The sequence below is a fragment of the Shewanella putrefaciens genome (assembly GCF_016406305.1).
Taxonomy (GTDB): Bacteria; Pseudomonadota; Gammaproteobacteria; order Enterobacterales; family Shewanellaceae; genus Shewanella; species Shewanella putrefaciens_C.
Genome location: NZ_CP066369.1, coordinates 412,621 through 431,630, shown reverse-complemented (window position 1 = coordinate 431,630; position 19,010 = coordinate 412,621). Strand labels below are relative to the sequence as shown.

16 protein-coding genes are annotated in these 19,010 nt (G+C 49.6%); 1 reads left to right on the top strand and 15 read right to left on the bottom strand.

The window, feature by feature from the left end; genetic code table 11:
* The 10 genes from murG to mraZ are packed head-to-tail and all read right to left on the bottom strand — an operon-like array spanning position 1 to position 11,090.
* Entirely contained in the window at positions 1–1,089 is a 1,089-nt protein-coding gene (gene murG / locus JFT56_RS01925) for an undecaprenyldiphospho-muramoylpentapeptide beta-N-acetylglucosaminyltransferase (protein ID WP_198783473.1), read from the bottom strand.
* On the bottom strand, positions 1,089–2,300 hold the full coding sequence (ftsW, locus tag JFT56_RS01920) for a cell division protein FtsW (protein WP_198782058.1): 1,212 nt from the start codon (positions 2,298–2,300) through the stop codon (positions 1,089–1,091). Before ftsW ends, murG begins: the two co-directional genes overlap by 1 nt.
* Positions 2,290–3,609, bottom strand: coding sequence for a UDP-N-acetylmuramoyl-L-alanine--D-glutamate ligase (gene murD, locus JFT56_RS01915; protein ID WP_198782057.1), 1,320 nt, complete (start codon positions 3,607–3,609; stop codon positions 2,290–2,292). The genes ftsW and murD overlap by 11 nt, the downstream gene beginning before the upstream one ends.
* Positions 3,610–3,615: 6 nt before the next feature.
* Positions 3,616–4,698, bottom strand: coding sequence for a phospho-N-acetylmuramoyl-pentapeptide-transferase (mraY, locus tag JFT56_RS01910; protein WP_198782056.1), 1,083 nt, complete (start codon positions 4,696–4,698; stop codon positions 3,616–3,618).
* Entirely contained in the window at positions 4,699–6,081 is a 1,383-nt protein-coding gene (locus JFT56_RS01905) for a UDP-N-acetylmuramoyl-tripeptide--D-alanyl-D-alanine ligase (RefSeq protein ID WP_198782055.1), read from the bottom strand.
* Positions 6,078–7,568, bottom strand: a complete 1,491-nt coding sequence (gene murE / locus JFT56_RS01900) for a UDP-N-acetylmuramoyl-L-alanyl-D-glutamate--2,6-diaminopimelate ligase (RefSeq protein WP_198782054.1) — start codon at positions 7,566–7,568, stop codon at positions 6,078–6,080. Before murE ends, JFT56_RS01905 begins: the two co-directional genes overlap by 4 nt.
* The gene (locus tag JFT56_RS01895) at positions 7,565–9,319 is read right to left on the bottom strand and encodes a penicillin-binding transpeptidase domain-containing protein (RefSeq protein ID WP_198782053.1); all 1,755 of its coding nucleotides are present in this window, start codon (positions 9,317–9,319) and stop codon (positions 7,565–7,567) included. Before JFT56_RS01895 ends, murE begins: the two co-directional genes overlap by 4 nt.
* Before the next feature lie 13 nt (positions 9,320–9,332).
* Positions 9,333–9,647, bottom strand: coding sequence for a cell division protein FtsL (gene ftsL, locus JFT56_RS01890; RefSeq protein WP_198782052.1), 315 nt, complete (start codon positions 9,645–9,647; stop codon positions 9,333–9,335).
* A gap of 12 nt (positions 9,648–9,659) precedes the next feature.
* Complete coding sequence (gene rsmH / locus JFT56_RS01885) at positions 9,660–10,601, bottom strand: 16S rRNA (cytosine(1402)-N(4))-methyltransferase RsmH (protein WP_198782051.1); 942 nt, start codon at positions 10,599–10,601, stop codon at positions 9,660–9,662.
* A gap of 30 nt (positions 10,602–10,631) precedes the next feature.
* Positions 10,632–11,090: a division/cell wall cluster transcriptional repressor MraZ gene (gene mraZ / locus JFT56_RS01880; RefSeq protein WP_198782050.1), complete on the bottom strand. Its 459-nt coding sequence runs from the start codon at positions 11,088–11,090 to the stop codon at positions 10,632–10,634.
* A gap of 690 nt (positions 11,091–11,780) precedes the next feature.
* On the opposite strand from mraZ, the gene JFT56_RS01875 reads away from it, so the two are divergent.
* Complete coding sequence (locus JFT56_RS01875) at positions 11,781–12,110, top strand: hypothetical protein (RefSeq protein ID WP_198782049.1); 330 nt, start codon at positions 11,781–11,783, stop codon at positions 12,108–12,110.
* A 155-nt stretch (positions 12,111–12,265) separates the two neighbouring features.
* On the opposite strand, the gene glpK is transcribed toward JFT56_RS01875, so the two are convergent.
* The 5 genes from glpK to leuB form a co-directional block, all read right to left on the bottom strand.
* Positions 12,266–13,750, bottom strand: coding sequence for a glycerol kinase GlpK (gene glpK / locus JFT56_RS01870; protein WP_198782048.1), 1,485 nt, complete (start codon positions 13,748–13,750; stop codon positions 12,266–12,268).
* A gap of 191 nt (positions 13,751–13,941) precedes the next feature.
* Positions 13,942–15,291, bottom strand: a complete 1,350-nt coding sequence (locus tag JFT56_RS01865) for an outer membrane protein transport protein (RefSeq protein WP_198782047.1) — start codon at positions 15,289–15,291, stop codon at positions 13,942–13,944.
* A 526-nt stretch (positions 15,292–15,817) separates the two neighbouring features.
* Positions 15,818–16,423: a 3-isopropylmalate dehydratase small subunit gene (gene leuD, locus JFT56_RS01860; protein ID WP_198782046.1), complete on the bottom strand. Its 606-nt coding sequence runs from the start codon at positions 16,421–16,423 to the stop codon at positions 15,818–15,820.
* A gap of 24 nt (positions 16,424–16,447) precedes the next feature.
* A complete protein-coding gene (leuC, locus tag JFT56_RS01855; RefSeq protein WP_198782045.1) occupies positions 16,448–17,872 on the bottom strand; it encodes a 3-isopropylmalate dehydratase large subunit in 1,425 nt (474 codons plus the stop codon).
* Positions 17,872–18,966 (bottom strand): 3-isopropylmalate dehydrogenase, encoded by a 1,095-nt coding sequence (gene leuB, locus JFT56_RS01850; protein WP_198782044.1) that lies wholly within the window; start codon positions 18,964–18,966, stop codon positions 17,872–17,874. Before leuB ends, leuC begins: the two co-directional genes overlap by 1 nt.
* Positions 18,967–19,010: the final 44 nt, after the last annotated feature.

Below are 19,010 nucleotides of genomic sequence, written 5' to 3'. Positions count from 1 at the left end.
TTATCCTTTCTCGGCGAGGGTGATACACACTTGGGCGACCTGCTCGGTTGCATCCAACACGGCAACGTCCCTCGCTCTTTGGCCCATATGGGCTAATTCTGCTCTATCATTGGCAAGTAACTGTAATTTACCCACCAGTTTGTTCACGTCCAAGATGGCCTGCGGCAATAGGAAAGCGGCGCCAGCCTCAACCAAAACCTGGGCATTACGGGTTTGGTGATCATCTACCGCATGGGGATAAGGCACCAAAATGCTTGGCAGCCCTACCGCCGCTAACTCAGATACCGTCAGCGCGCCGGCACGGCACAATACCACATCCGCCCAGCGATAGGCGGCCTCCATATCGTCAATAAATTCGGCGACATTCACTCCGCCATCTTGCCCCTGCTGCTGGTAAGCCGCTTTTACACTGGCAAGATTATCTTTACCCACTTGATGCCACACAGTAATCGATTGCTGTTTACTCAGCGCCGCAACCACCTCTGGCATTAAATCGTTAAAAACTTTCGCACCCAGACTACCACCCACGACGAGCACTTTTAGGGCATCATCGGCAACTTGCTTAGGCTCGGCGCCTAGGGCAATCAGCTCACGGCGAATGGGATTGCCCACGACTTTTGCCTTCACCTTGGTAAAAGTGTTTTGAAAAGCACATAGCACTTGGCTCGCAATCCGCGATAACAACTTATTGGTCATTCCGGGAATGGCGTTTTGCTCATGCAGCACTAAGGGCACGCCCGCCAATTTTGCCGCCACACCGCCTGGGCCACTGGCGAAGCCGCCCATGCCCAGTACCACATCTGGCTTAAACTCGGCGATGACGGCCTTAGCTTGCAAAATGGAACGCACCACTTTAAAGGGCGCCGCCAATTTACGCACTAAGCCATTACCACGAACGCCTTTGATATCGATAAAATCAATATCAAAGCCATACTGGGGCACGAGTCGCGCCTCCATACGATCGGCCGTGCCTAACCAACGCACCTGCCAACCCTGTTGTGCTAAATATTTAGCCACGGCCAATGCCGGGAATACATGCCCTCCCGTGCCACCTGCCATAACTAAAATACGTTTACCCGCTGGGGTCATCACTTTAATCTCCCTTGTACGGCCTGAACTAAACTCATGCGCCGTTCGTAATCGATGCGTAGCAGTGTCATTGCCGCTACCGTCATGACCCATAAACTACTGCCACCGTAGCTCACAAAGGGCAGTGTTAGCCCTTTAGTGGGTAACATGCCGATACTGGCGCCCACATTCACTACGGTTTGGAAACAAATAGAAATACCAATGGCATAGGCTAAGTAACCTTCGAAGGCTTTATCCATCACTAGGCAAAGATTGCCTAATCGAATCGCCCTCAATGCCACAAACAACAACACGGATAACACGGCAATAATGCCGATAAAACCTAACTCTTCCCCAATCACGGCGAAGATAAAGTCGGTATGGGCTTCGGGTAAGTATTCCAATTTTTGAATACTGTTACCTAGCCCTTGACCAAACCAATCTCCGCGACCATAGGCCATCAAAGATTGAGTTAACTGATAGCCACTACCGAAGGGATCTTGCCAAGGATCCATAAATGAAGTAACCCGGCGCATACGGTAAGGTTCTAATAACACTAAGGCAACGAAGGCTAGGACTCCGGCAAAGATCAGGGCGAAGAAGTCGAGCAAACGCGCCCCCGCCAAAAACAGCAGCCCAACCGTACCGACGAACAACACCACCACAGTCCCTAAGTCTGGTTGCATCAAAATCAAGATGGCGTAGATTGCAAATACCGCGATCGGTTTATAGAAGCCCTTCGCATTTTCACGCACTTCCTGGTGACGACGCACCAAATAACCCGCCATATACACAGAGAAGGCAAACTTTGCCACTTCCGCGACTTGGATACGGATCGGGCCAATGGATAACCAACGCGTCGCCCCGTTGACTGTGGTCCCGACCACTAATACCGCCACTAGCATCAGCCCCACGACAAGCAACATAATGGGACTCATACGCTGCCAAGTTTGCATTTCAATCCGCAACACGAACGCCGCAATGATGAGGCAACCGAGTAAATAGCCCACATGGCGCGTCATAAAGTAAAACGGATTACCCGTTAACGTCTGGGCCTCAGGCATAGACGCCGACATCACCATCACAAAACCAAAGCCAATCAAAGACAACACGGCCGTGAGCAAAGCCCGGTCGTACAACTGCACGCCCGGGACTTCGGTATCACGTTGCCAGTTGGGGAGTGCATTCAACACCCGCCCAAACAGGCTAAGTTGTCTTGCATCACTCGCCATCGAGTTGCTCCACTTGGCTTCTAAAATCATCACCACGGGCCATAAAGTTACTGTACATATCTAGGCTGGCACAGGCGGGCGACAGCAAAACGATATCACCGGATGTGGCTAATTCTGCCGCCTTGGTCACTGCTGCAGCCATAGAGTCGACTTTAATCGCCCCTGCTTTAAGCGCGGCAATCTTATTACCATCACGGCCTAAGGTAATCAGGTGAGTCACTGCTGCTAACGGCTCTACGAGTGGGCCAAAATCAGCCCCTTTACCATCGCCGCCGGCAATTAAAATAATATCGCCTAAGTGATCGCTTAAGCCTTCGAGCGCCGCTACTGTGGCGCCCACATTGGTGGCCTTTGAGTCGTTAACATAGGTGACGCCCGCTTTAACGCCCACGACTTCGCAGCGGTGCGAAAGCCCGGTAAAGGTACGAGCAACTTTGGCCATCACTTGCTTATCCACGCCAACCACATCAACTAAGGCCATGGCGGCAAGTAAATTGGCGTGGTTATGGCTACCAATCAGCGATACTTCTGCGATCGGCATAATTTCACTGTGCCCATGGTAAATCTTGCTATCGCTGATGCCCCATTCATCACCTTCGGGTGGCGCTAAACCAAAACTATTTTGGTTCATCGGTTCCGTTGGCATAGTTAAGGCATCGTCACGATTAAAGAGGATGGCGCGACTCTGATGATACAAACGCAATTTAGCGTTGCGATAGGCATCCATATCGCTGTATCTGTCCATATGATCTTCGGTCACATTTAAACAAGTTGAGACCACACAGTTCAAACTGTGGGTGGTTTCAAGCTGGAAGCTCGACAGCTCAAGCACATAAATCTCGGCATTGTTGCTTAGCAGGTCAAGAGCCGGGATACCAATATTCCCACCCACGGCGACCGCCATACCCGCTTCGCGCAGCACTTCACCGACTAAGGTGGTAACGGTCGACTTACCGTTTGAACCTGTGATGCCAATGACGCAGGGTTTGCGATCGGCAATTTCACGGGCAAATAGCTCGACATCACCAATCACCTCAATGCCCATATCCAATGCGGCGCGCACCTCTGGCGTATCGATAGCAATCCCCGGGCTGATAATGATTTGTGTCGCCTGCACTAAATAGCGGCAATCAAATCCGCCCGCAATCAACTGCACCTCAGGGAAAGAAGCCGCTAAGGTATCGGCTCCCGGTGGTTGCCTGCGGCTATCCATGACCAGTGGCGTAATGCCTTTTCCACACAAATAGCGCACCACAGAGAGCCCTGTAGCCCCCAAACCTAACACTATGTGTGAATACTGATTTTGCATGACCTATTACCTTAACTTCAACGTGGCTAAGCCGAGTAAGACCAGAAATATTGAGATGATCCAGAAGCGGACAATCACACGGGGTTCTGGCCAGCCTTTTAACTCGTAGTGGTGATGGATGGGCGCCATACGGAAAATCCGCTGACCACGCAACTTGTAGGATCCCACCTGTAGGATCACAGACACAGTTTCCATCACAAACACACCACCCATGATCACTAACAGGATTTCTTGGCGAACTAATACCGCAATCGCACCAAGGGCTGCGCCTAATGAGAGTGAACCCACATCGCCCATAAAGACTTGCGCTGGGTAAGTGTTAAACCATAAAAAGCCTAAACCTGCGCCCACTATCGCGGTACAGACGATAACGAGTTCACCCGACCCCGGCAAATGCGGGATATGCAGATAATTGGCAAACTGAGCGTGACCCGATAAATACGCAATCAAGGCAAACGCCGCCGCGACCATCACAGTCGGCATAATCGCCAAACCATCGAGGCCATCGGTTAAGTTCACCGCATTACTCGAACCCACAATAGTGAAGTACGCCAATACAATAAATACGGCGCCAAGTTGCGGCATCACGTCTTTAAAGAAAGGCACCACTAGCTGGGTTTCACCCGGGTTGGCTGCGGTGGCATATAAAAAGAAGGCAATTAACAATGCGGCTAAGGATTGCAGAATATATTTCCAACGCGCAATCAAGCCCTTAGTGTCTTTACGCACCACTTTGCGGTAATCGTCGATAAAGCCAATCAGGCCGAAGCTACCGAGCACAAACAGCATCACCCACACATAGCGGCTACCTAGGTCGCCCCACAACAATACGCTGATAAAGATGGCGGCTAAGATCAGCAGACCACCCATGGTTGGCGTACCGCGTTTACTAAAATGTGATTCTGGGCCATCGTTACGCACTACTTGGCCAATTTGCATTAACTGCAAACGTTCTATAAGTTTTGGTCCCCACCAGAGGCTAAAAATTAATGCGGTTAATAGGCCTAAAATGGCTCTAAATGTCACATAAGAAAATACGTTAAACCCTGTATGAAACTGGGTTAAATACTCGGCCAGATACACCAGCATCTACACTAACTCCCCACGCCCGAAGGCTACTGTTAGGCCATCCACGACCCGCTCCATGGCGGCGCTACGTGAACCTTTAACTAAAACCGTCACCTGTCCCGGCAACTGGTTGATGTGTTTTATCAGTTTTTCTACTAACGTCGCCACGCTGTCATGGTGCTCCGCCCCGAAAGCTTGGCTCGTGTGCTGACTCAAATTCCCCGTACAAAACAGCGCATCAATCCCCTGCTGTTTGGCCAGCTGTCCGAGCTCAGCGTGCAAAAGGGGCGCATTGTCGCCTAATTCGCCCAAATCTCCCAGTACCAAACAACGATTTTCAGAAATTTCCTTTAACCAAGCGATTGCCGCCCCGACAGACACAGGATTCGCGTTATAGCTATCGTCGATTAGACGAATTCGTCCTAATTGAGTTGGCTGCATCCGCCCTTTCACGGGAGTCAATTGGCTTAACCCATTCGCTATCTCGGCAAGGCTTAATCCCAGCGCAATACACACACTTGCAGCGGCTAAGGCATTGCTCACTTGATGGCGGCCAGCCAGCGGTAAAATCACAGGGCAAGACTCACCTAAGTAATTGAGCATAAAACGATAACAACCCTCTTTATCCGCTTTATGCCCGCTTGCAATCACATCGATATGCCGTTTTGCCGCACCTTCTTGCTGGGAAAAGCTCAGTTGCTTATAGTGCTTAGCCTTCACCCTCATCACATCCGCAAAGGCATCGTCGGCGTTGATAATGGCGGTGCCACCCTGTTGCAAATGATTAAAAATTTCCGACTTGGCCTGTGCAACCCCCGCCTGGGAACCAAACCCTTCTAAATGGGCGCTGCCAACGTTATTCACCAGCGCTACATTTGGACGCACCAAGCCTGAGGTGTAATCGATCTCACCTTTATGGTTAGCACCCAGCTCAAACACCCCATATTCATCCGCAGGCGTTAAGCGCAGCAGGGTTAAGGGCACGCCAATCTCGTTATTAAAATTGCCCGCGGTGTAAAGCACTTGATGTTTAGCCGACAGAATAGTGGCAATCATTTCCTTCACACTGGTCTTGCCGTTAGAACCCGTTAATGCCACGCAAATGGGATTCACTTGGTCACGGACATAAGCGCCAATCGCGCCCATGGCCCTTTGACAATCGGCGACGATAAGCTGCGGAATATCGAAGGGAAGCTCACGCTCGACCATTAATGCCGCTGCGCCGTTCTCAATGGCCGTCACGGCAAAATCATGGCCGTCGAAACGCTCACCTTTTAAGGCGACAAACAGGGTTGCAGCGCCGATTTTACGGCTATCGCTGCTTAAATCTTGGATGGTGACATCGTCACCGACTCGACGCTCGCCTAAGTGTTGGCATAGGGCCTCGAGGGAAAGAGGGATCATCTGGTTTGCTCCGATAACTGGCGTGCCAGGGCGCGTTCATCGTAGTCATAACGCACGCCTGCCGCCTCTTGGTAAGTTTCATGGCCTTTACCCGCGAGCAAAATCACATCCCCTGGTTTAGCCAATGCCACAACCTCTTTAATGGCTGTGACACGGTCAACCTGAGTCAATGCGAGCTCTGGATTAATAAGCCCTTGGATAATATCGGCAATAATTTGCTTAGGATCTTCACTGCGGGCATTGTCGCTGGTCACCATAATGCGGTCGGCAAATTGCTCCGCCGCTTGTCCCATGAGTGGACGTTTGCCCTTATCACGGTCACCACCACAGCCAAATACACACCATAACTCACTAGTGCAGTGGCGGCGTAGGGCGTTTAATGCCTGTTCGATTGCATCGGGCGTATGGGCATAATCGACCACTAAGGTGATGTTATCCACCGTAGTAAAACGCTCCATGCGGCCAGCCACAGGCACTAAATAAGGCACCTGCTCAGCCAATGCCCGCATATCTATCCCCTGTAAATACAAGGCAGATAATGCCGCGAGTAAATTCGATAGGTTAAACGCGCCTAATAAAGGAGAACGGATTTCGACTTCGCCCTCGGGCCAAACTAATGTGGCCAGCACGCCTTGATCATTAAATTGCACCGCTTTGGTATAAAAGGTGGCTTCCGGATGGCTTTCAATACTAAAGCCCCAGATCTTAGCGGCGGCATTTTGCAGTTCAGATAACCAAACGGCGCCAACGGCATCATCTAAGTTCAGCAACCCGTGACGCAAGGTATCGAAGCGAAACAGCATTTGTTTAGCCGCGGCATAGCTTTCCATATCGCCGTGATAATCGAGATGGTCACGGGTTAGATTGGTAAACACGGCGACATCGAAGGGCACGGCATCGACTCGGCCTTGGACTAAACCATGGCTCGAGACCTCCATCGCGCACACGCTCACACCTTGCGCTTCAAATTCATGCAATTGGCGCATCAGGGTAATGGCATCGGCCGTGGTATTGCCGCTATCGACCAACTCACCCCAAAGGCCGTTGCCTAAAGTGCCCATTACCGCCGCTTTGCGCGCTAATAAGGTGGTTAGCTGGGCGATTAACTGACTGGTCGAGGTCTTACCGTTCGTTCCTGTGATACCGATAACGCCCATGGATTGGCCTTGGCTCACGGGGTAACGCACGGCGGCCAACGCCGAAACCTGCTGGCTAAGCCGATAAAAATAAATCTGTACGCCTTGCTCAGCATGCTCGCTTGTTAGCACTTTGCCATGCTCACTTGGGTTGTCCGTATGGACTAACACCGCGGTGGCACCTTGGGCTAAGGCCTTATCGATAAACTGTCTGCCATCCACCTTGTGCCCTGGCAGCGCTAAAAACACATCGCCGCGACATATTGCGCGGCTATCTAAGGTCAAATGATTGAAGGACTGATTGCCCGAATACTCAAACCAAGGCGCTAACAGATCCCGTAACAACATCATTCTGTTCTCCCTGCGGCGATACCCGCCAACTGCACCTGTTCTTTATCGGAAATGGGTTCAACATTTAGCATTTGCAGTGCACCGGACATCACTTTAGCGAACGCCGGCCCTGCCACTGAACCACCATAATAGAGATCGCCCTTAGGCTCGTTCACTACCACCACTATCGCTAATCTAGGATTATTCGCAGGAGCAACACCCGCAAATAAAGCAACATAATCATCACCATAACCACCAGCAATTGCCTTACGGCTAGTGCCAGACTTACCCGCAACCGGATAACCATCGATATGGGCCAATGTGCCCGTGCCGCCTTTTTCGGTAACACTGACCATCATCTGCAGCACATCATTGGCCACATTTTGTGAAATGACCCGTTCACCCTCGGGCGGCTTCTTGAGCTTTAAAATAGAAACAGGATATAAAGTGCCGCCATTGCCTAAGGTGGCGTACATGCGTGCAAGCTGCAATGTGGTGGCCGTTAAACCGTAACCGAAGGACAAGGTGGCGCGTTCAAAGTCGGACCAACGGTGCCTGTCTTGGATCAAACCCGCACTTTCACCCACAAGGTTAATCCCAGAAAAGTTACCTAAGCCCATAGATTGATAGGTACCCAGCAACTGTTGTACTGGAATAGATAGGGCTAATTTACTGATACCCACGTTACTGGATTTAGCCAGAATACGCGCCAAGCTCATATCACCATAGTTATTAGGGTCGCGTACCTGACGCCCACCTAAGCGCATCCAACCTGGGGACGTCGGGATAATATCGGTCGACTTAACGGTACCCGCCTCAAGCGCCGCCGCCACGACAAAAGGTTTAATGGTTGAACCCGGCTCGAAGGTATCCGTCATCGCGCGGTTACGCATTCTGAAGGTTTGCAGATTATCCCGAGAATTAGGGTTATAGGATGGCGTGTTGACCATTGCCAGCACTTCACCTGTGTGGATATCGAGTACCACAATCGAGCCAGATGTCGCTTGGTTCATTTCCGTGGTGCGTTTCAGCTCACGGTAGGCAAGTTGTTGAATGCGATGATCGATACTCAACACCAGATCATTTGGACTCTCGCCTTCTTGAATGATATCGAGGCGCTCCACCACATGGCCATCACGGGATTTACGCACTTTTTGCTTCGATGGCGTGCCCGTGAGCCAACTGTTGTACGCGTTTTCCACCCCTTCAATCCCAACATCATCGATGTTAGTGATACCAATCAACTGGGCGGTGATTTCGCCACCTGGGTAATAACGGCGCGATTCAGACTTTAAAAACACCCCGGGTAATTTCAACTGGGTAATATAATCGGCCACCGCGGGGGTCACTTGGCGCTTAAGGTAGGTAAAACGTTTAGTGGGATTACTGCGCACCCTGTCGAGCACATCTTCGATAGGCTCATGCAGTACATCGGCGAGGGCTTGCCAACGGCGCATATCGGCAAAACCATTATTATCATTTACTTGCTTAGGATCGGCCCAGACCGCACGCACCGGCACACTGACGGCCAACATGTCGCCATTACGGTCAGTGATCAAACCTCGTTGCACTTCACGACTGGTGGTGCGCAGGGTGCGCATATCACTTTCGTGGCGTAGCTTATCGGGCTCGATGATTTGAATATAGGCCGCGCGTCCCACTAGACTGCAAAATAGCGCAAGCACAAACCCCACCACAACGTATAGACGCCAGTGGATAAGTTGTGGCTTTTGCTTTTTGCTCGCCTGTTTGGTTTTTGCTTGCCTAATCATATTTTCCCTATACTCACGGCACCTTTACCACAACTTCTTCGCTGGGCAAGGGGCGACTCATGTTGAGCTCCTTCGATGCAATACGCGTAATGCGGCTATGTTCCGTTTGCGATTGCTCTTCCAATAATAAATTGCGCCACTCAATATCTAATCTGTCCCGCTCCTGTAGCAGTTGGTCCCACTGGGTCGTGAGCTTACGGCTAACATGGCTGGTATAAACCACAGCAACGGCATGACCTAACACGAGCAAAGCCAATAACAAGATCCATTTGTGACGCCATAAATCGTGCAAAACGATCCTTGGCAGATTTAAAGAGGGCTTACTCACTGCGTTTGCCCCTTAGTAATCTAATCGCTCGGCAATGCGTAGCACCGAACTGCGGGCCCTGGCATTGCGTTCAATTTCCTCATCGGACGGCATAATTGCCTTGCCAATGGCGCGCAGCTTGCGCGACTTGTTAATTTGATCTTCAGTGATCGGCAGACCGTGGGGCACGCTTTCGCCTTGACTGTGGCGACGGATAAAACGCTTAACGATGCGGTCTTCCAAGGAGTGGAAGCTGATAATCGATAAACGCCCCTGTGGGGCAAGTACGGTTAACGCTCCCTCAAGAGCTTGATCTATTTGGTCTAATTCACTATTGATATAGATACGGATTGCCTGGAACACACGGGTTGCCGGGTGCTTATTGCGTTCTTTATTCTTAGTGATACGGGCAATTAAATCGGCCAAATCTTTAGTGCGTAAAAATGGCGTTTTGTCACGGTCAGCAGCAATACAGCGGGCAATATGGCGGGCGTTTTTCTCTTCACCATAGGTTTTAAATACCCAGGCCATATCTTCAATTTCAGCGCGGGCAATCCACTGGGCTGCGGTTTCACCTTGGCTGTTATCCATCCGCATATCGAGTGGACCATCGCGCAGGAAACTAAACCCACGCTCGGCATCGTCAAGTTGAGGTGAAGACACACCTAAATCGAGTAGCACGCCATCAATTTTACCGACAAGGCCCAATTCCTCGACATAATCGGCTAACTGACCAAAACCACCGTGGACGATTTGAAAGCGGGGATCGTCGCTAAATTGTTTTGCGGCTTCAATCGCTTGGGGATCTCTGTCGATGGCAATCAAGCGGCCATTGGCACCGAGTCGTTGCAACACTTGTCTTGAATGACCACCGCGGCCGAACGTGCCATCGATATAGATGCCATCGTCTTTGATGTTCAAACCGCCAACCGTTTCTTCTAGCAGAACGGATAAATGGGCAAATTCCTGACTCATTACTCTCTTCTTATTTAGTTATGCGACGCGTTAGAGTGAAAAATCCGCCAGACGCTCGTTGTTAGCAAGCTCCTCGCTTCGAATCGTTTCCTGACACTCATCAATTTGCTGCAGCCAAGCTTGCTCATCCCACAGCTCAAATTTGTTTAACTGTCCCACCAACATGATGCGCTTATCTAAGCTGGCGTATTGCCGCAGCGGCGGTGGCAGTAATATGCGCCCATTGCCGTCGAGTTCTACCTCATGGGCATAACCGAGCAACAGTCGTTTTAAGGATCTCTGGGTTTGGTCGGTATCTGAAAGCTTTAGCAACTTAGCTTCGATCAATTCCCATTCATGGATTGGATACAAGAGTAAACAGGCGGATTGAATATCGACGGTAATCACGATGCGGCCCTGGTGCTCTAGCTGCAAAGGTTCGCGGTATCGCACTGGAATAGCGATCCGTCCCTTTGTATCTAGGTTGATGGCACTGGCTCCACGAAACACGCTAATTCATCCTATCCTTTGATTTTTGATCCACAAATATCCACTATTTCCCACAACTGCTAAGTTTAGGGACAGTGGACAAGCATTGTCAAGGGATGGGATCCTTTTATAAAGCCAGTCGGCAAGCGGGTTAGCAGCATGTTGCCCCTATAACCTAGTGACAAAGTTTTGACAAAAAAATCGGTATAAAATCGGCTAAACGATGGAAAGGAGGAAGATAAGTAGAGGGCAAATAAGCAGCAATCGTTAGCTTTCAGGCAGTTGCAATACAAATTATGCAGTTGAATTTCTGTAATTGCAGGCTTTGGCCTTGGGATAAATCACGATAGACGCATGCATTGCGATAAAATATGGCTTCAATTTCAATTGTCGTCAGCGCCACAAAATCACCTGATTCAGCATAAATCGCTAAATATTTATTTTTGGCCAAAAGCTTCGACTAAGAAATTTATTTAATGATTGCGAGAAAGATCAAAGATCGCTCTCTGTTAACCTAAGGCTAGACCCAAAAACACTGTTGCTAACGAAGGATCCACTCTTATGCCGATCGCAACCTGAATGCGCCGATATGGCAGACATCCAGTTTTTGCTCATCGCAGCAAATCGCCAAAGGATTTTAAACGGTGTATAGTCTAAATATTAATCAACTCCTGCCGATAGAATGCCAAGTGGCTTAAAAAAGGAGGCGTTATGAGTGGATTGGACAGTATTTATGCCATGTTGGCACAGCCAGCAAAAGCGGTATTTCACCCTAAACGGGTCGTCGATCAGGTAAGCAGTACCACTGCGAATGCACCTGATAGCCATGAATCACCCCAATCGCAACTCCCCCCAACCATAGAGGGTCGTGATGCCACAGTCAGGGACAGACGCAAAGAATCCGATGCCAAGCGCAATAAAAAGCGCCGCGCGTCCGATAAGCCAGAGAAATTAAAAGAGGGTCTAGTGCTTGAGGTGACTGACGATACGGCGGAAATCAACAAGCAATCGAGTCAACATATTATTGATGTTGAAGTCTAAACCCGTACTGATATAAAACGAAAAGGCGCTAATTCAATGGAATTTGCGCCTTTTTCTTAGCGGCAATCGAGTCACATTTCAAACGAACCCAATCTCAAAGCTCAACCCATCTTAATACCAATCGTATTAAAATGTGATTGATATACTCCAATCGCTTAAGCGCGGGTTCTAGCGACCGCATCCTGCCAACCTGCGTATAAGCTCGCCCGAGTCTGGGCGTCAATATTGGGGATAAAATGCTTATCGATACAGGCCTTATGCTCAAGCTCTATCACACTCTCCCAAAAACCCACCGCCAGCCCAGCTAAGAATGCCGCGCCCAAAGCCGTTGTCTCACAAACGCTTGGCCTTAGCACTTCAACATCGGTAATATCCGCTTGAAACTGCATTAAAAAGTCATTGGCGACCGCGCCACCATCCACCTTCAAACGCTTAAGGCTGACGCCACTGTCTTTGATCATGGCATCGAGTAAATCTTTACTCTGATAAGCGATGGATTCTAACGCCGCCCGAATAATATGATTACGATTGGCGCCACGGGTTAACCCAAATAGCGCGCCACGGGCATTGGGGTCCCAATAGGGCGCACCGAGTCCCACAAAAGCGGGTACCAGATATACGCCATTGGTATCGGCAACCTTAGAGGCAAAATACTCGGTATCGCTGGCATCACGAATAAGCCCGAGTTCATCCCGCAGCCATTGAATGGTCGCGCCGCCCATAAAGACTGAACCTTCGAGGGCATAGTTCACTTCACCCTTAGGCCCCACAGCAACTGTGGTCAGTAACCCATGGTTTGAGTGCACCGCTTTAGTCCCGGTATTCATCAACAAAAAACAGCCTGTGCCATAGGTATTCTTCGCCATGCCGGGCTCGACACATAGCTGGCCAAAAAGTGCCGCCTGTTGATCCCCCGCCATCCCCGCGACTTGGATTTCACTGCCTTCACCGGCAATCCGTGTAGTGCCATACACACTGCAGGAAGGTTTAACTTCGGGCAACAAAGATAAAGGAATGTCTAAGGCCTTTAGCAACTTATCATCCCAAGTGAGGCTATGGATATTGAACAGCAGCGTGCGAGCAGCATTGGTGGGATCGGTGACATGCACTTTACCCTCGGTTAACTTCCACACCAGCCAAGTATCGATAGTGCCGAATAACAACTCACCGCGCTCGGCTTGCGCACGGGCGTTGGGCACATTGTCGAGGATCCATTTAATCTTAGTGCCTGAAAAATAAGGGTCGAGCAATAAACCGGTATTCTCACGCACATATTCTTCTAACCCTTGAGCTTTGAGTTGCTCACAAATCTCAGCGCTGCGACGGCACTGCCACACTATCGCGTTATAAATAGGTTTACCTGTGGCCTTCTCCCATATAACAGTGGTTTCCCGTTGATTGGTAATGCCAATGGCCGCCACTTCATCGCTGTGGATCCCCGCACGCGCCAGCGCTTCAACTAACACTGAACTTTGGCTTGCCCAAATCTCCATAGGATCATGCTCGACCCAACCCGGATTAGGGTACAACTGGGTAAATTCCCGCTGGGACACGCTAACAATATTGGCATCGTGATCGAACACTATCGCCCTTGAACTGGTCGTGCCTTGATCTAAGGCCACCACGTATTTTTTCTGCACGCTACTATCCTATCTAAACTCTCAGCCACTTTTTTATGCTGGCGAGAATTAACATGATCCACTACTTATGCAATGAATATATTCGCAATTTTCCGCGGTGACCAGCAAGCAAGCCGTAAAACAAGATAACGCCACCATGCTATAGCCATAAAAAAGCCCTGAAGATTCAGGGCTTTTTTAACATACTGAACTTACATCTTATAGCTCATTTGGATACCCGCAAGCCATACATCGCCGCTTGCTTCGCCGTTAAAGTTAACAGTCGCTAGGTTCAATAGGTTTTGCTGTTCGTTGATTGGCGCATCGCCAGTCGCTTTAATATAAGTCACAGCAAAATCAAGGTTCAGATTTTTAGTAGCCTGATAACCCGCACCGACAGAGAACCACAGACGGTCAGAGTCTGGAATTGTGGTTGTGCGCCACTCGTCATTTGCCGCCGTTTTATCTAAAGCGACACCGGCACGCACTAACCAAGCATTATTCACTTGATAGGTCGTTCCCAACGCGAAACGCCAGTTATCTTCGAAGTGTTCTTCTTTAACTAAATCAGACTCTAAGTCACCCTTAGGTTTAACCTCGCCGGGGAAATAGGCCACCAGTTGATCGAATACACTCCAATCGGTCCAATTCACGCTCGCGTGCATGGCCCAGTTGTCGGTCAGTTGATGATGGGAAGCAATTTCTGCAAAGGCTGGTAATTCAAGCGGTAAATACCCTTCGATAGACACATCTTTGCCGCCGGTATAAATCACACCTGAAGCGTGCCCATCTAGCTCTAATTTAACGCCACTGTGGTAGGCAAAACCTAAACGGTGAGCGGGGTTAATCTGCCAGCTTGCACCTAACTGCCAACCATAACCTACATCATCCCCCTCCATGCTCTTAAGCTCAGTGCCTCCTGGAGGTAACATACCAGCAACCTGAGGAGGCAAAGCCAGTTTAATGCCATCGACCCAACCGGGTAATGAGGCCCCGATTTCACCTTCACCATAAACGATCCGTACACCAGCACCGACGCTAACAGCATCATTGATGCGGTAAGCAATATTGGGATTAAACTCAACGGTCGTTACCGAAGTCTTATTACCAAAAATAGCCGCGGCGTGGGTCGCGGGTAATTCAGTGGCGAGGCCATAGTTAGAGTTTACCGCTAGACCCCAAGTCCATTGATCATTTAGCTGATTTGAATAATAAAAGTTAGGTACCAGCGCATCATCGGCCACATCCAGCGCATCGCCACCTTTCATAACGACAGGATCTGGGCCAAGCAACGGTGAGCTTAGGCTCACATCACCAGTCACATCGACATTTGGCATCACATAAATACCACCCGCAGAGAGCTGACGACCTTCAAGGTAAGTTAGCATGGCTGGATTTCGACCTTGAGCCGAAGCGTTATCCGCCATAGCGGCTTCACCCGCAAAGGCGCGGCCTAACCCTGTGGCAGAATATTCGGCTAATTGAAAACCTGCGGCATGGAGTTGAGTCGTTGAACTTAACAAGGCTGCAGTGACAGCCAAAGTCAGAAGACGTTTTTGCATTATCATTCTCTAATCATCTTATTGTTATCTGTACTACTTAAATGAGTACTGCGGCATTCAGGCAAAATAGAGCAAACACTCCAGATTGAATGCGCAGCAGTTTACTTATGCAGAAGATGTTTGCAACCAAAGGAGATAAAACAGATGAAAAAACTAAATAAATTCCAATATTGGATATTTTTAGTGATAAAGATCAATATTCAAACATCAAAACACAGTCATCACTAGACTTAAAACTCGCTATTGGAGAAAACCAAAAAAGCAATAAAACCAATAAATATATTAATATCAATGAATTAAATAAATAAAAACCATAAACAACTGTAACTCATTTTTCTTAGCCACATTTAGCATAAATCACTAACATCTGAATGATTTTATATTTAGATAGAACAATCAGTTTAAATAAACATTAAATACAATACGTTAACTAATAGGCATTTAATAGAAAGGAACAAAAACGCCTAGATTTTCATCTAGGCGCATTATCAACATCCATCAGATGGTACAAATGTGCGCTGAAAACCTAACGGCGCCAGCCTTCTATTTGGGTTTCATATTGTTCAATCTGCGCCCCGTGGGACATGGTCAGCCCGATGGCATCTAACCCATTGAGTAACTTATGTCTTGCCGACTCTGCTAGCGTAAAACTAAACTCAGCACCCGACGGTGAAATCACTTTACAGCTTGTGAGATCAACCGTGATTTGCGCGCCTTCTTCTGCCGCCACTTCATCCATCAACTGACGCACCTGCGCGTGGGTTAACGCCACAGGCAATAGGCCGTTATTGATTGAGTTGCCGTAAAAAATGTCGGCAAAACTCGGGGCTATAATGGCACGCAAACCAAAGTCCGCCAGCGCCCAAGGCGCATGTTCACGGCTCGAGCCACAACCAAAGTTTTCCTGCGATAAAAGAATCGACGCGCCTTTATAACGGGGTTGATTCAATGAAAACTCAGGATTGGGCACATCGCCCGCCTCATCTAAATAGCGCCAGTCGTGGAATAAGTGCACGCCAAAACCATCGCGGGTCACCTTAGACAAAAACTGCTTCGGGATGATCTGATCCGTATCGATATTGGTGCTGTCTATCATCACCGCAAGCCCGGTATGGGTCGTAAAAGGTTGCATTAACTTCTCCTCTGTTTACGGTAATTAGTAAGGTTTACGAATATCGACAAAATGCCCAGCCACCGCAGCGGCGGCGGCCATTGCAGGGCTCACTAAATGGGTGCGACTACCACGGCCTTGGCGACCTTCGAAATTACGATTACTGGTCGACGCACAGCGATCGCCCGCTTCTAATCTGTCATCGTTCATCGCTAAACACATAGAGCAACCCGGTAAACGCCACTCGAATCCGGCTTCGATAAAGATTTTATCTAAACCTTCGGCTTCGGCTTGGGCTTTCACTTGACCAGAACCAGGTACAACAATCGCGGTGACGCCACTCGCGACTTTACGGCCTCTGGCATGCACGGCGGCGCTGCGTAAATCTTCAATCCGTGAGTTAGTACAAGAACCGATAAATACCTTGTTGATACTGATGTCTGTCATCGGCGTACCCGCACTCAGGCCAATGTATTCTAGGGCCTTTTCCATGCTGGCTCGGGTCGTTGGATTCGCTTCATCAAGAGGATTTGGCACTTTGCCATCGATTGCTACGACTTGGCCTGGGTTAGTACCCCAAGTCAATTGCGGCGCAATATCGGCAGCATCTAACTCAACGACAGCATCAAACACGGCGCCGTCATCGGTTTTAATGGCTTGCCAGTAAGCGACAGCCTCTGCCCAATCTTCGCCCTTGGGCGCAAACTCGCGGCCTGCTAAATAGTCGAAAGTGGTTTGATCCGGCGCTACCATGCCCGCCTTCGCGCCCATCTCAATCGCCATGTTGCACACTGTCATGCGACCTTCCATCGACAGGGCTTCAATCGCCTCACCACAGAACTCCACCACATAACCCGTGCCACCATCCATGCCGATTTTGCCAATGATCGCCAGTACTATATCTTTGGCGGTGACACCATCACTCACATGACCACGCACTTCAATCTTCATGGTTTTAGCTTTTAGCTGACGCAAAGTTTGCGTCGCTAAAACGTGCTCAACTTCGGACGTACCAATGCCAAACGCCAGCGCCCCAAAGGCACCATGGGTCGCGGTATGGGAATCACCACAGACAATCACAGTGCCCGGCAAGGTAATGCCAAGTTCGGGCCCCATCACATGCACAATCCCTTGATTAGGATGGTGAATGTCGTATAAACGCACGCCAAAGTCTTTACAGTTTTGCGCTAGGGTTTCAACCTGAGTGCGTGCCATCGGGCTTAGGGCATCTAAACTGGCGCTACGAGTTGAAGTATTATGATCCATAGTGGCAAAGGTTTTTTCCGGTGCACGCAGTTTGCGGCCCGCCACTTTTAAGCCACTGAATGCTTGCGGAGAAGTCACTTCATGGACTAAATGTCTGTCGACATAAATGATCGGCGCTTCGCCCTCGGGAGAGGCAACAATATGTGCATCCCATACTTTTTGGTACAGCGTCTTTGCCGCCGCATTTTTTGGTACAGTCGTCATTACACACCTTCCTTTATAGCATTGGCGATAAAGTCACCCATCTCGGCGGTTGATTTAGCTTGGCTACGCTTGTCTGCGCTCAATAGCTCACCAGTTAAATAACCAGAATTTAACGCTTTGCTCACGGCGCGCTCAATCGCACTCGCCGCTGCTTCTTGCTTTAAGCTGTGGCGCAACATTAATGCCGCCGACAGAATTTGAGCGATAGGGTTGGCAATCCCTTTACCCGCGATATCCGGCGCACTGCCACCCGCTGGTTCGAATAAACCAAAACCACTGCTGTTCATGCTCGCCGAGGACAACAAGCCCATAGAGCCCGTTAACATCGCGATTTCGTCGGATAAAATATCACCGAACAGGTTAGAACATAGCATCACATCGAACTCATCGGGACGACGCAGCAGCTGCATGGTCGCATTGTCGATATAGATGTGTTCCAACTCGACATCGGGGAAATCCACCGCCACTTCTTCGACCACTTGGCGCCATAACACAGAACAGGCGAGCACGTTGGCTTTATCCACTGAGGTCACTTTTTTACGGCGACCACGGGCGGCTTCGAAGGCGATGCGGGCAATACGGCTAATTTCGCGGCGGCTATAACGCATGGTATCGAAGGCTTCTTCATTTTCGCCTTCGCCTTGACGGCCCTTTGGCTTACCAAAATAAATGCCACCAGTTAACTCGCGTACACATAAAACATCAAAGCCACGGGCAGAAATATCGCTACGCAGCGGCGACATATGCTCTAAGCCATCATGCAATTTAGCTGGGCGCAGATTGCAAAACAGTTCGAAGTGACCACGCAGAGGCAATAGTGCACCGCGCTCAGGTTGCTCATTTGGCGGCAGTTTTTCCCACTTAGGGCCGCCGACTGAGCCAAATAGAATCGCATCGGCCGCTTCACAGCCCTTTAGCGTGGCATCGGGTAGTGGGCAACCGTGGTTATCAATGGCAATACCGCCAACATCGTATTCAGTGTATTCGATATTTAAATCGAATCGCGCTTCCACTTCACGCAGCACTTTACGCGCCTCTGCCATCACTTCAGGACCGATCCCATCCCCTGCTAATACTGCTATTTGATAACTCATACGCCAGCCAACTCCTTTAAATGTAAATGCTTTATGCTCGACCT